The following is a 12,196-nucleotide window of genomic DNA, read 5'->3' as shown; positions in this document are numbered from 1 at the left end:
CGGGATCACACCTTCCAGTACCAGTACTGGGTTCCGTACGGGTATTCCATGCGGCTGTCGACGTGGGTGAAGGTGTTGTAGCGGATGATGCCGGACATGCCGGAGGTCTTGGCCAGGTCGATGGTCTGGCTGACGCTCTTGCCGCTGATCACGATGTCCGCGGCGATGCCGTAGGTGTGCTGGCTGTTGGCCGCGCCACCGACGTTCTCGTTGTGCGCCTTGCTGCGGAAGCCGGAGTTGACGGTGATGGCGGCGTCACCGGCCTTCTTGCGGATGGCCTCCAGCTTGTACATCAGCCGCCGCACGTTCTCCCGCACGGTGCTCTCGTCGGCGTTCCCGCCGCCGAAACCGGCCCCGTCCTTGGAGTGGAACTCGGCGAACTCGAAGTGCGCCGTCGACCCGTCGGCCTTCTCCAGCGAGTTGAGCTTCTCCTGCGTGGCGCCATCGACCACGCCGCTGCCGTCGAGGCCGTAGGCCTTCTGGAAGCGCGCGACGGCGGCCTTGGTGCCCGGGCCGAACTTGCCGTCCACCGCGACGAAGGTCTGCTCGGCACCGTCGGCGGCCCAGCCGGCCGCCCTGATCTGCAGCTCGGTGACGTCGGCGCCGCTGTCGCCCTCGCGGAGCTCGCGGCTCCAGTCGTAAGCGGCGGCCTCCGGCGCGGAGGTGGCGGAGACCCCGGAGAACACGAGCACGGCCATCGCCAGCGCGGCGACGAGCCGTAACGGACCGATCGACATGATCATCCCCTTCCTGAACCGACAGGTTCCGGAGGATGTCAGAAATTCACGAAGATCACGGCCTTTGTCGGAATCTGCTCACCGGCCCGTCACCGCGCGGACCAGACGCCGAGCTCGTTGCCCGCCGGGTCGTGGAAGTGGAAGCGGCGGCCGCCGGGGAACTCGTACGGCCCCTGCGTGACCGTCCCGCCCGCGTCGCGAACCGCCTGCGCGCTGGCGTCCAGGTCGGCCGAGTACAGCAGCACCAGCGGGCCGCCCGCGGTGACCTCGTCGGTCAGCCGGAAGCCGCCGACCTCGCCACCGTCGCCCTGGATTCCCACGTAGGAGGGCCCGGGCCCGTAGTCGTTGAAGGTCCAGCCGAAGGCGTTGCCGTAGAACGCCTTCGCGGCGGCGAAGTCGGTGACGGGGATTTCGACGTAGTCGAGCGCGTGGTGCGTTTGCGAAGCCATGCCGAGGAGTCTCACCGATAGCCCCGACAACCGGGCGCGGGCCGGGGCAGAATCGCCTGATGGGTGAACGCAGGTGTGCCGTGCTGGCACTTCACTGGCAGGTCAACGTGATCGAGCCCGAGGGCTTCTTCGGCGGGATGCTCGGCGAGCCGGTGGCCCGCAGCGGAGTCGTGGCCCGCGCGACGCGATTCCACGCGGCCGCGGCCGATGCGGGCGCGCCCCTGGTGTTCACCCGCTTCACCATCCCCGACGGCGAGGGCGAACTGGTGCGCAACACCGGATTCATGCGGGCCGTCGGCGAGGCGCAGGAGTCGTTCCGCCCGGACGCGCCGGGCTCAGCCCTGATCGCCGGGATGGCGGACCAGCCGGATCACGTGGTGGACAACCAGAAGCTCTCCGGCCTCGCGGGCAACGACCTCGCCGCCTGGCTCCGCGCCCGCGACGTCGACTCGGTGCTCATCACCGGGGTGGCGACGAACCTCACGGTCGAGCAGACGGCCCGCCACGCCACCGACCTCGGCTTCCACGTGCAGGTCGTCAGCGACTGCACGACGGCGGCCGACCAGCCGACCCACGAAGCCTCCCTGGCCAACCTGGACCTGACCACCGCGGGCTGCATCACCGCGGAGGAAGCCCTGCACCGGCTGTCGCCGCGAACGCCTTGACCAGCGCGGTCTCCGCCGCGCTGCGCCACAGCAGGCCCCACTGAGCCTGCGGGGCGTCCCGGAACGGCACGAAGGCGATGCCCGACTACTACCGGTTGCTCGATCGGGTGGCCCGCGGCGTGGCGGACCCGAAGGAGATCGCGGAATCCTCCCAGCGCTACGACAATCACTACGTCGACAGCCCGCGCTGGCGCCAGGCCCGCGCCGACGCGGCGGTGTGATGCCCGTTCACCTGGCGATCCTCGGTGCGCGAGCTGACGATGGGAACCGAGGCAGCAGCTGCGTTGAGGGGAGCCGGCGATGCGCCAGACCAATCTCGCCGCGGAGACGGCCGAGTACGTCCGCGCTCGGGAGGAGCTGCGCCAGGCCGAGATCGAGCTGATGCGCCAGCGCGAACAGGTGGCCGACCAGCGCCGTCGGCTGCCGCTGGGGCCGGTCGTCGACGACTACGTGTTCGAGGAAGGCCCCGCGGACCTGAACGCCGGTGACGAACCGGTGCGCGAGGTGCGGTTGAGCGAGCTGTTCACCGGGCCCGATCGGGATCTCATCATCTACCACTTCATGTACGGCAAGGAGCAGACCGAGCCGTGCCCGATGTGCACGATGTGGATCGACGGGTTCAGCGGAATCGCCCACCACGTGCGGCAGAACGTCGACTTCGCGATCGTGGCGGCGGCCGGTCTGCCCGAGCTCCGCGAGCACGCCCGCAACCGGGGCTGGACGGGACTGCGCCTCCTCAGCGCGGCGAAGAGCGCCTTCAAGCGCGACCTGGCCAGCGAGGACGAACAGGGCAACCAGGACTCGACGGTGTCGGTGTTCACCCGCGACGACAACGGCGCGGTGCACCACGTCTACTCGGTGCACCCCCGGATGTCCGAAGAGATCGACGAGCGCGGCATAGACCTCCTGGCCCCGGTCTGGCACATCCTCGACCTGACTCCCCGAGGCCGCGGCGACTGGTACCCGTCGCTCGACTACTAGCGGAAGGCCCCGCTGTTCACCGGGAAGTCGAAGTACTGGTCCGGGAACGGTTCGCTCGGCAGGTTGAAGTGCCACCACTCGTACCGGTAGTTCTGCAGGCCGACCGAGGTGAGCACGTCGCGCAGCAGGTCCCGGTTGGCTCTCGCCTCGCCGGTCACCCGCGGGTCGTCGGTGTGCGACAGGCTGTCGAAGCAGTCGTAGCCGGTGGCCATGTCGACGCTGTTGTCCGGGAACCGCTGCTCGGCGGAGCACGAGGTCAGCGGCTCACCGGGCACGTAGGGGCGCTGCGGGCTCGCGGGCAGCCGCACGAGCGTCAGGTCGACCGAGCTGCCGCGGCTGTGCCCGGACCGCTCGGCGATGTAGCCGTCGGCGAACAGCCGCGACTTGTCCAGCCCCGGGTAGAACTCGGCCTTCATGCGCTGGTCGTCGACGTCCTTGGCCCACTCCACGAAGCGGGTGTCGGCGCGTCGCGGCCGGTAGCAGTCGTAGACCTTGAGCGTGTAGCCCTGAGGCGCGAGCCGTTGCTGCGCCGCGTGGAGCGCCTCGGCGAGCGGTCGCGTCACGACGCACATCGGCTCGTCGTAGCCGGGCACCGGATCACCGGTGAAGTTGTGCGGCGTCGCGTAGCGGATCTCCTCGATGATCGAGGAATCGACGTCGCGCAGCCGCACGAAACCGGCGGGCGCCTGTTCGACCTGCTGCGTGGGCGCCGGGCTGGGCACCTCCGTCGGGCTCGGCGCGGGCGGGCTGGGCGCGGGTGCCGGAGCAGGCGGCGCGGTCGTGCCGCACGTCGTCGCTGCCAGCACGAACACCACCGCCGAAGCGAGCCGTCGGGCGCAGGTCATGCAGCCACGCTAACCCCGTTCGCACCACCAGGCGCTGCGAGCGACTCCTAGCTCGCGGGTGTTTTCTTCATCCGGGCCACCCGGCCCAGCGCCGGCCGCAGGATCGGCGCGTTGCCCGCCAGGAAGTCCCACAGCTGGTCGGCCACCGGCCCGTGCGGCCGGTCGCGTCGGCGAGCCGCGGAGAGCTCCTCGACGACACCGGGGAAGTGCCGACCGGCGATGGAGAGCAGGCGCCCGTCGCGCAGCTCCTCCTCGATCAGGAACCGGGGCAGGTGCCCCCACGCCATGCCGTGCAGGACCAGTTCCTTCTTCATGAGGTGGTCCGGCACCGAGCTCCGGGGCGCGCCCTCGACCAGGAAGTGCCCTTGCTCGAACGGGTTCCGCGCCGAATCCCGGACGATGCACTGGGTGAAGGCTTGCATCCGCTGCGGCGTGATGTCGGTGTCCGGCGGGAAGGGCAGGAACCCGGGTGCCACGACGGGCACCAGCGCGACGCGGCCGAGGTCGATCCACTCCATCCGCACGTCGCTCTTGGGTACGCGGTGCACGATGAGGTCGGCCTCGTCCTCCAGCAACCGCTCCCACGGGCCGGTGATCGTCTCGAACTGCAGGTGCAGCCGCGTCTGCGGGTGCTGCGCGAAGAAGCGGCTGAGCAGTTCCAGCACCGGAGGCAGCGGACACAGGTCTCCGAGCACCACGCGCAGTTCGGCCTCTTCTCCCATCGCCAGCTGCTCGGCGTAGGTCTGGAGTTCCTCGGCCTCGTGCAGCAGGAAGCGCACCTTGCGGTGGAAGGCGCGCCCCGCCTCGGTGAGCTGAACCCGGTATCCCGAGCGATCCAGCAGTTCCAGACCCAGCTGGCGCTCCAGCTTGGCGACGGCCGCGAACACCGAGGGGTGCGAGCGGTGCAGCCGCTCGGCGGCGGCCTGGAACCCGCCGTCGAGCACGACGGCGTTGAAGCACTGCAACTCGTGGAGCGTGAACATTGTCCGGACAACCTACAGGGATGGTCCGTTCTTTGTAATAGCTATCTGCGGAAGGCGTTCATAGGCTGAGCACAACACCGCAGAGAACCACTGGAGCTGACATGGAATCCCGGACCATCACCACCGGCGACGGCGTCCGCATCGCCTACCGCTTCGACGGCGACGAGGACAAGCCGGTGCTGCTGCTCTCGAACTCCATCGCCACCGACCTCCACATGTGGGACGGCCAGGTGCCGGCTCTGACCGAGCACTTCCGGGTCCTGCGCTACGACGCCCGCGGCCACGGCGCCTCCGACGTCCCGAGCGGCCCCTACTCCCTGGACCGCCTGGGCCGCGACGTCGTGGAACTCCTGGACGCCCTCGGCCTGCAGCAGGTGCACGTGCTGGGCCTGTCCCTGGGCGGAATCGTCGCGCAGTGGCTGGGGATCCACGTCCCGGAGCGCGTCGACCGCTTGGTGCTCTCCAACACGGCCGCGAACCTCGGCCCGGCGAACCAGTGGGACCAGCCGATCGCCGACCTCCTGGCGGCCCCCGACATGCGGGCCACGGCGGAGACGTTCCTGAACAACTGGTTCCCGGCTCACATGCTGCAGGACGAGCTCGTCGAGCCCTTCCGCCGCACCCTGCTCGCCACGAAGCGCGAAGGAGTGGCGGGCAGCTGGGCAGCGGTGCGCGACTACGACCTGCGCCGCACGGCCGCGCTGATCCCCAACCCGACCCTGGTCATCGCGGGCGAGCACGACACGGTCACCTCGGCCGCCCACGGAAAGGAACTCGCCGAAACGGTCCCCGGCGCGCGCCTCACGATCCTCCCCACGGTCCACATGGCGAACGTCGAAGCCCAACCGCAGTTCCTGGAAGCAGTCCTGACCTTCCTCACCGAAAAGCCCTGACACCGAACGGAGCCCGGCCGGGACGACCCCGCCGGGCCTGTTCGTGCGCCAGATAGCACTGAACAGCGGAAGTCTGCGGGAAGTCGGTGTTTTCACTGTCATGTGCGCGCGACGACGCCGATCTCTACCGTCGATTGCATGACCGAGAAGCCGATTCCCGGGCTGATGACCCGGTCGATCGATCCGGTGGCCGACTTCTACACCGCGTTGGGATTCGAGATCACGTTCCGGCAGACGGCGCCGTACCAGTTCCTGACCGTCAAGCGCGGTGGCATCGAGCTGAACTTCTACGGGAACAAGGAGTTCGACCCGGAGACCTCCGCGCACGGCTGCCTGGTCGAGACCGATGATGTCGACTACCTGTACGCGGCCTTCACCGAAGGCCTGCAGGAGTCCTTCGGATCGGTGCCCGTCCAGGGTGTTCCACGGGTGGGAGCGCTGAAGGACATGAGCTACGGGGTGCGGCAGTTCCTGATGACCGACCCCGGCGGCAACACCATCCAGATCGCCCAGCCGATCAGCGAGAACCAACGGCACCGGCCGCTGCCGAAGGGCACGTTCGACCGGGCGATCCACATGGGCGCGCTGTTCGCGGACTCCAAGCAAGACCTGGACCTGGCGGTGAAGGTCCTGGACCGAGCCCTGCACCGGACCGACGAGGAACCGACCGCGCCCCAGCTCGTGAAGCTCCTGGTCCTGCGAGCCGACGTGGCGATCCGCCAGGGCGAGCCGAACCTGGCACGAGAGCTGCTGGCCCGAGTCAGGGCAACCGGAGCCGCTGAACCGGAACTAGCTGACGACCTCCGCCGAGCCGCTGAGCTCGAAGCCGGTCTGTGAGCAGACCAGGGCGGCGACTCGTCGGCACCTACGACCGCCTGAAATGCAAGCAGCCCGGCCAACGCCGATCACCTGGATGGAAGGCGACCGGCGTTGTGGCCTGCCAACGGCGGAAGCGGGATACGAACCACTAAATTGCTAGTTCTGCTCGCCAGCCCTGGCGAGATATCCCGCGACGGTCTTGCGTAGCTGATCAGCGTGGGCGTAGATGTCCTCGACGTCGTCAATGGGCATCCGGGTCTCAACCTTGTTCTCGTCGAAAAGGCCCAGGTAACGCTGGTTTCGGTTGAACCACAGGCGTGCGATCGGCTTGCGGTTGTTGTCGTCAAGCAGGACACCGAAGTAGGTCTTGGTGTCCCGCCCGACCACGCGGGTTGCGGCGACTTCGCTGCAGACGATGGCGCGCACGACGCGATAGCCGTCGAGTTCTTCCTCAGTCGTGGTGATCTCGCTGGCGCGAGTGCCGCGTGCTGTCTCAGTCTCCCCAACGGGGGCCGACTTGGCCGGTGTCCTAGCAGGGGTCGCCTGATCGATCGCGGCTGGTTCGGTGGATACCTCGGAGCCCAGCGCGGTCTTGAGCCGATCGTTGACCTGCTCGGCGAGGAATTGGTGCGCAGCCTTCTCCACCAGTGGATAGAACTGCTCGCGAACCCGCTGGGTGATGTTCTTGCCGCCGTAGACCCGCGCGGCGAGGAACCTGACCCACTCGTCGGAGGGCTCCCTGAACTCTCCCGCCAGCGATCGCTTGATGGCACCGATGTACTTGAGCTCTCCCGCGGCGCTGATCACCGAATCGAGGTCAAACGAGTCTCGGGTCAGCTTCGCCAGCTCCGGAAGCAGAGTCCGGTCGACGGCGGTCAGGTCGAGGACGAGGAACGGTTTGGCGTCCATCTTGTTGGGCTCGTCCAGATCGGTGTAGAACTCCCAGGTCTGACCGTTGGTCAGCACGCCGACTCGCGCGTTGGTGACTGAGAAGTAGCGGTAGAGCTGCGAGGCGTGCTCCAGGCGCAGCGGTTCCGTGACCTTCTTGGCCTCGATCAGCATCTGCACCTGGCCGTCGTGGACCAGGGCATAGTCGATCTTCTCGCCTTTCTTGGTGCCCACGTCGGCGGTGAACTCCGGGATGACCTCCGACGGGTTGAACACGTCGTAGCCCAGCACGCGGCCGATGAACGGCATCACGAACGCGTTCTTGGTGGCTTCTTCGGTCTCGATCGAGGCCTTCTGCTGCGCCAGCTTCGCTGAGAGTTCAGCAACCCGTTCGGTCATATCCACGACGTCGTCTCCCTCGACTCAGAGGCCAGCACAAAATCTTGGCTTGCCGACATCGAAGTCGTAGACAAGCCGCGGCGCGTTACGGATCAGCCGCCGGGGAGGCCAGCGGCTGGTGCCGTGGGTGGCTGGTCGTTGCTGTTTGGCCGGGGGAAGGCAATCTGCTGCGCGTGTTCAGTTCTCGGTCTCCGCTTTCGGAGTGGCTCCGCCGAGTACGCCATAACGCCCGCCCGGCACATGGCGAAAAGTCAACGCACGAGTAGCCCCGTAGGGCTGCGAAAGCTACTTTCCAAGGAGACGATGATGGCCGGCCCTGAGCATTTCCGCGCTGCCGAAGAACGACTGAAAGCGGCCGAGGATGCGCCCGGCCCTGAAGAGGCCCGGGCGCATCGTGAAGCCGCCCAGGTCCATGCCCTGCTTGCCCAGGCGGCCGCCATAGCGCTGCGCGGAACCGGTGAAGGTGGCCGGATAGGAGCACAGGAGGATCGCCAAGAATGGAAGGATACGGTCAGTCTCAAGCAGGAGAAGAGAGGCGGATCAGCTGTATATCGCTGATCTTTCTCGAAAGGATCAGCATAGTGCGCCTGTCTCATTCACGGGCAGGCGCACCGCTGTACTTTGGACGTTCGTTCGGAGCGCTGTGACGCTGTTCTGCCGGATTGGTCGATCCCGCCATGTAACGGGATGCCGTCCAGACGTTCACTGGCCGTCTAGTGGGAGCAATTTGTGAGCATCCAACAAGATCGTCGGCAGTTGGCGACCAAGCTGAAGGCGCAGGCCGACAGCGCAAAGAAGGCCGCCGCCCTGCGTGCCAAGGAGGCCCGCAAACGAGCTGACGCCGCCAAGGCGGAACAGTTGGCGGCCCGGACCAGCAACCCCTCTCTCGCGCGCGCGGACGAAGAAGAGCGAAGCCACACGCGCGTTGGAGGCGGCGAAAACCGTGATCACAGAGTCATCTGATTGAGTCGCCCGTCAAAAATCGCTTTAAAGTCGACGGCCTGCCCTGGACCCCTGCTGAAGGCGCCGGTCGAGACGACTGCGGGCCAGGGTGAGCTGGCGGCACAACAGCGCCAAATGCAACCGGCCCGGCCGACGCCGGTCGTCTCCACGAGTGTCGACCGGCGTTTCTCCTGGTCAAGAAGCGGTAGTGGGGGATTTGAAGCCAGACTGTGATTCTCTGGGGCCAGCGGTCAAGCGTGTTCGTACCGGTATCGACCGAATGTCCTTTCACAGTCAGCAAACCGGCAACGGATGGTAAATCGCCAAGAGCACTGTTGCGCCCGTTGCTCTGCTATTTTCCCGAGAATGCGCACAGTTTCGGCGAACGATCGCGGGACGGTCCGGCTGGCCAGGGCATTCGCGGCATTCCTCTGCGCACTGGCTTTGCTTCCTGCCGGTTCGGGCGCTCATGCGGACGTCGCGTCCGGCAGCAGGCTGTCGGCCGGGCCGGGCCGCGAGTGCGCGACTCCGTCGATCGACCAGTACCAGCAGTGGCTCGCCACCGGCGAAGGCACCACCGTCCCGGCGACCGGCAGCCTGCTCGTGCCGGAGGGCGACCGGTACGCGGCCAAGGTGGAATTGCTGAACGACGAATGGCACGTGATCGTCGTGTGGCTCGGCAACCAGTTCGAGGCGCAGGCCGATCTCTCCGGATCGTCCGGTTTCTGGCTGACCTACAGCGCGACCGACGATCTCTACGTCCAGTTGCGCCCGGCCTCGCACTGGAGCGGCGGCGACAAGTGGCTCACACCGGTGCCGTCGACCGGCGGAAAGCTGGAGCGGAGGTTCTTCAGCTTCGCCCCCGACAACTGGACCTGGCTGCCCGAACTGGGCGAGCCGTCGTACTCATTCGCCTCAGCGCTGAGCGAAGCGCGCGGCCTGGTCTTCGTCGGCAAAACCCCGAACACCCTCGACTTCCGCGGTCTGGAAGTCGACGGCTACCAGCCACCATGCCTGTGAGCACGCCTCGGTCATCCACTGCGGTGAGTCGCCAACTCCGCTGAGTCTCGAAAACTCCTCGGCGCGGCCCTGCGGCTGAGCCTGGCTCTGATTCGGCATGGTCGTCGCCGCTGCACCGGAGTGGTGGGTGCCTCGTCGAAGCCGCAGCCGCCGCGCTGAGGGCTCGCACGAACGAGATCACGGACTGCGACCGCTGTCCGGGGCGAGATCGTCGAGCAGACTCTTGTCAGGGGTAAGTCGCGAGGTACTGGACGGCGAGCGCGAGGATGATTCCGGGAGTCGCCATCCACGGGATGAATCCGGCGCGGATCTCCGGGCCGACGGCCCGAAGGCCCGCGCCGGTGACCGCGCGCGGCAGCCAGCCTCGGAGCAGGTAGGTCCACAGGAGCGCGCAGAGCGCGACGGCTCCGGCGGGGAAGGACAGCACGATCTCCAGCGGAACCATGTCCGAGAGGGCCTCCAGACCTTCCGGTTCGGCGGACGGCGGCCCCCACGCCGCCTGGCGCTCCCAGTGCTCCCGCAGCGTGGTGACCGCCACTGCGCACCACAGCACGGTCCCCGCGCAGAGCGCGGCGAGGCTCCACCGGAACCGGGTGAGCGCGATCCGCCGAGTGGCCATCCGGCGGGACAGCACCACCAGGCCCGCTACCAGCGGCGCGGTGACGACCGCGAGCGCCGCGCTGCGCGGGTCCAGCGGCTGGAACAGCAGCGTCACCAGGGCGAAGCCGGGGAATGCGGCGGCGAGGTGACGGCACGACTCGACGGCGAAGCGCACCTCGCACGGGGCCAGGAACCGGGTCGTGACCACCGGCGGCGGAGCAGGAGCCTGCTCGGTGGGCGATCTGCCGAGCAGAGCGGCCAGCAGGTGGAACAAGTGGTCCGGGCGCCGGTCGCGGAAGTCGACCCACTGGTGGCGGCGCAGCGCCTCGGCGTCTGGCGGCAACCGGATGCTGTCCACCAGCACGCAGATCGCAGGCGGCCCCGACGCACCGACCGCGCGCACCACCGCGGGCCACGACGCGTGCGAGCTGATCAGCACGAAGGTCCACCTCGGACCGGGGCCACCGGCCATGCCCGCATCGCGGCAGGCGGCCCGGAGCAGCTCGGCGACCGGTTCGTCCTGGGGCGCGAGGCACTCGACCTCCACGACCGGCGCGGCCCCTCGGTCCGGCAGCTCGGCCAGGCGCGCGGTGTACTTCGCCCACAACGCCGGGAAGTCTCCGTCGTAGTACCCGGATCTCCGGTACCGAGTTGCCGGGGACGCCAGCACGAGCAGTGGCCGGACCCCGGCGATGGCCCTGCGGTGGATGTCGAGGCCCGAGCCGGTCGGCGTCCACAGGTGCACCGTGCGGGAGAGCAGGACGATCAGCGCCTGGGCCAGCGCGCACCCGACGGCGACCACCAGCAGCACTCGCATCGCGGCCACGTCGGCGACCATTTCGGGCGTGGGCGGGAAGATTCGGGTGATGAACGCTGCCTCATCCAGCCGGCCGCGGCCGCCCACGCTCAGCCCGACCGCGACGAACAGCAGCGTCCCGACAGCGGCGGTCGCGGCCGGGCCGGTAAGCAGGACGAGCGGACCGGCCCGGCGGCGCAGCAGCCCGACCGCGGAGGTCAGCAGCGTGGGGACTAGCGGAGCGGCGAAGACGGTCAGCCCCAGCAGGTAGTACGCCGTCGCCCGCCAGCGCTGCCCGAGCAGCGCGTCCCAGGCGGACGCCTCCCAGACCCAGGAAGTGTTGAACAGGCCCCGGCTCAAGCGGATTGCGGCCACGTCCAGTCCCACCAGGATCGCGGTCGCCCAGCCCGTGGCGATCGCGGTCGCCGCCGCCAGTGCCACCACCGCGGCCACCGGTGCCGGCACCGGCAGGCCGCGCGCCCTGCGGGCGGGCGCCTCGCGGTTTCCGGAGATCACCTCGGCAAGGACCGTGGCCCTCGCCCGGAAGCGGGTCCGCAGGTCGTGCACCGGGCGGTCGGCCAGTTCCCCGGGCAGCTCGACCGCCGCCACGGCACCGATGTGGACCGGGATTCCGCGCTCCACTGCCGAAGTCCACTCCCGCCGAACGTGCTCGGACGCCAGCGCGGCCGGAGAGGCCAGGAGCAGCAGCGCGTCGGCATCCGCGAGGGCGTCGTCCAGCGCCGTCGCCCAGTCCTCTCCCGGCACCAGCCGCTGCACGTCGAGCCAGGGGTCCAGGCCATCCGTCCGCAGCACGGCCACCGCGGCTTCGGCGAAGTGGAAGTCGCGACGCGAATAGCTGACGAACACCCGTTTCACCACGGGCCGATCATGCCCGCGCCGCGGTGCTCCGGCCCCGCTTCGCCGCCGCGCCAATCCGATGGAGCAGTGCCCGGTCGGCTCCTGAGGCTGATGTCGACATGTCTCCAGGCGAGCGCTGCGCTCACTCGGCCCAGCACCGACAAGAACGCCCCTGACTCGCGTTTGCACAGGTCAGGGGCGGTGTGGCGGAAGCGGGGGGATTCGAACCCCCGGTCGCTCTCGCGACGCTCGCTTTCAAGGCGAGTGCATTCGGCCGCTCTGCCACGCTTCCAGGGCGCAGCGTAGCCAACCGGGGCGGGT

14 protein-coding genes and 1 tRNA gene are annotated in these 12,196 nt (G+C 68.5%); 7 read left to right on the top strand and 8 right to left on the bottom strand.

Annotated features, from left to right (window positions below):
* Nucleotides 1-5 precede the first annotated feature (5 nt).
* Both ATL45_RS12305 and ATL45_RS12300 read right to left on the bottom strand, forming a co-directional pair.
* Nucleotides 6-737, bottom strand: a complete 732-nt coding sequence (locus tag ATL45_RS12305) for a D-Ala-D-Ala carboxypeptidase family metallohydrolase (RefSeq protein WP_246025298.1) — start codon at nt 735-737, stop codon at nt 6-8.
* A gap of 89 nt (nt 738-826) precedes the next feature.
* Nucleotides 827-1,186, bottom strand: a complete 360-nt coding sequence (locus ATL45_RS12300; protein WP_093150201.1) for a VOC family protein — start codon at nt 1,184-1,186, stop codon at nt 827-829.
* A gap of 59 nt (nt 1,187-1,245) precedes the next feature.
* On the opposite strand from ATL45_RS12300, the gene ATL45_RS12295 reads away from it, so the two are divergent.
* The 3 genes from ATL45_RS12295 (at nt 1,246) to ATL45_RS12280 (ending at nt 2,832) form a co-directional block, all read left to right on the top strand.
* A complete protein-coding gene (locus ATL45_RS12295) occupies nt 1,246-1,851 on the top strand; it encodes a cysteine hydrolase family protein (RefSeq protein WP_093150196.1) in 606 nt (201 codons plus the stop codon).
* 77 nt (nt 1,852-1,928) lie between these two features.
* On the top strand, nt 1,929-2,072 hold the full coding sequence (locus ATL45_RS12285) for a hypothetical protein (protein ID WP_246025297.1): 144 nt from the start codon (nt 1,929-1,931) through the stop codon (nt 2,070-2,072).
* A gap of 79 nt (nt 2,073-2,151) precedes the next feature.
* Nucleotides 2,152-2,832 carry a DUF899 family protein gene (locus ATL45_RS12280; protein WP_093150192.1) on the top strand — a complete coding sequence of 227 codons (681 nt, stop codon included), beginning with the start codon at nt 2,152-2,154 and terminating at the stop codon, nt 2,830-2,832.
* Here the strand turns inward: ATL45_RS12280 and ATL45_RS12275 are convergent.
* Entirely contained in the window at nt 2,829-3,677 is an 849-nt protein-coding gene (locus ATL45_RS12275; protein ID WP_093150188.1) for a M15 family metallopeptidase, read from the bottom strand. The two genes, ATL45_RS12280 and ATL45_RS12275, sit on opposite strands and share 4 nt — an antisense overlap.
* A gap of 47 nt (nt 3,678-3,724) precedes the next feature.
* Nucleotides 3,725-4,660, bottom strand: a complete 936-nt coding sequence (locus ATL45_RS12270) for a LysR family transcriptional regulator (RefSeq protein WP_093150185.1) — start codon at nt 4,658-4,660, stop codon at nt 3,725-3,727.
* Between the two features lie 101 nt (nt 4,661-4,761).
* Here ATL45_RS12270 and ATL45_RS12265 point away from each other — a divergent pair, with 101 nt between their 5' ends.
* Complete coding sequence (locus ATL45_RS12265; RefSeq protein WP_093150182.1) at nt 4,762-5,553, top strand: alpha/beta fold hydrolase; 792 nt, start codon at nt 4,762-4,764, stop codon at nt 5,551-5,553.
* Between the two features lie 138 nt (nt 5,554-5,691).
* Nucleotides 5,692-6,390: a DUF8817 family protein gene (locus tag ATL45_RS12260; RefSeq protein ID WP_170210221.1), complete on the top strand. Its 699-nt coding sequence runs from the start codon at nt 5,692-5,694 to the stop codon at nt 6,388-6,390.
* A gap of 138 nt (nt 6,391-6,528) precedes the next feature.
* Here ATL45_RS12260 and ATL45_RS12255 read toward each other — a convergent pair whose 3' ends face one another.
* Nucleotides 6,529-7,659 (bottom strand): type I restriction endonuclease, encoded by a 1,131-nt coding sequence (locus ATL45_RS12255; RefSeq protein ID WP_342775336.1) that lies wholly within the window; start codon nt 7,657-7,659, stop codon nt 6,529-6,531.
* A 285-nt stretch (nt 7,660-7,944) separates the two neighbouring features.
* Nucleotides 7,945-8,154 carry a hypothetical protein gene (locus ATL45_RS12250; protein ID WP_093150176.1) on the bottom strand — a complete coding sequence of 70 codons (210 nt, stop codon included), beginning with the start codon at nt 8,152-8,154 and terminating at the stop codon, nt 7,945-7,947.
* A 261-nt stretch (nt 8,155-8,415) separates the two neighbouring features.
* Here ATL45_RS12250 and ATL45_RS38390 point away from each other — a divergent pair, with 261 nt between their 5' ends.
* Nucleotides 8,416-8,622: a hypothetical protein gene (locus ATL45_RS38390; RefSeq protein WP_143121599.1), complete on the top strand. Its 207-nt coding sequence runs from the start codon at nt 8,416-8,418 to the stop codon at nt 8,620-8,622.
* 345 nt (nt 8,623-8,967) lie between these two features.
* On the top strand, nt 8,968-9,621 hold the full coding sequence (locus tag ATL45_RS12240; RefSeq protein ID WP_246025296.1) for a hypothetical protein: 654 nt from the start codon (nt 8,968-8,970) through the stop codon (nt 9,619-9,621).
* 226 nt (nt 9,622-9,847) lie between these two features.
* Here the strand turns inward: ATL45_RS12240 and ATL45_RS12235 are convergent, their stop codons facing one another.
* A complete protein-coding gene (locus tag ATL45_RS12235; RefSeq protein ID WP_170210220.1) occupies nt 9,848-11,896 on the bottom strand; it encodes a toll/interleukin-1 receptor domain-containing protein in 2,049 nt (682 codons plus the stop codon).
* 183 nt (nt 11,897-12,079) lie between these two features.
* Nucleotides 12,080-12,167: transfer RNA gene (locus ATL45_RS12230), tRNA-Ser, on the bottom strand.
* Nucleotides 12,168-12,196 lie beyond the last annotated feature (29 nt).

The sequence above is a fragment of the Saccharopolyspora antimicrobica genome (genome assembly GCF_003635025.1).
Lineage (GTDB): Bacteria > Actinomycetota > Actinomycetes > Mycobacteriales > Pseudonocardiaceae > Saccharopolyspora > Saccharopolyspora antimicrobica.
The sequence above is the reverse complement of the archived record's forward strand: the minus strand, read 5'-3'. Positions and strand labels throughout refer to the sequence as shown.

Coding starts and splice junctions, on each gene's coding strand:
- ATL45_RS12265 (WP_093150182.1), top strand. CDS start 4,762: ATGGAATCCCGGACCATCACCACCGGCGACGGCGTCCGCATCGCCTAC.
- ATL45_RS12295 (WP_093150196.1), top strand. CDS start 1,246: ATGGGTGAACGCAGGTGTGCCGTGCTGGCACTTCACTGGCAGGTCAAC.
- ATL45_RS12280 (WP_093150192.1), top strand. CDS start 2,152: ATGCGCCAGACCAATCTCGCCGCGGAGACGGCCGAGTACGTCCGCGCT.
- ATL45_RS12260 (WP_170210221.1), top strand. CDS start 5,692: ATGACCGAGAAGCCGATTCCCGGGCTGATGACCCGGTCGATCGATCCG.
- ATL45_RS12300 (WP_093150201.1), bottom strand. CDS start 1,186: ATGGCTTCGCAAACGCACCACGCGCTCGACTACGTCGAAATCCCCGTC.
- ATL45_RS12305 (WP_246025298.1), bottom strand. CDS start 737: ATGTCGATCGGTCCGTTACGGCTCGTCGCCGCGCTGGCGATGGCCGTG.
- ATL45_RS12240 (WP_246025296.1), top strand. CDS start 8,968: ATGCGCACAGTTTCGGCGAACGATCGCGGGACGGTCCGGCTGGCCAGG.
- ATL45_RS12270 (WP_093150185.1), bottom strand. CDS start 4,660: ATGTTCACGCTCCACGAGTTGCAGTGCTTCAACGCCGTCGTGCTCGAC.
- ATL45_RS12255 (WP_342775336.1), bottom strand. CDS start 7,659: ATGACCGAACGGGTTGCTGAACTCTCAGCGAAGCTGGCGCAGCAGAAG.
- ATL45_RS12285 (WP_246025297.1), top strand. CDS start 1,929: ATGCCCGACTACTACCGGTTGCTCGATCGGGTGGCCCGCGGCGTGGCG.
- ATL45_RS12275 (WP_093150188.1), bottom strand. CDS start 3,677: ATGACCTGCGCCCGACGGCTCGCTTCGGCGGTGGTGTTCGTGCTGGCA.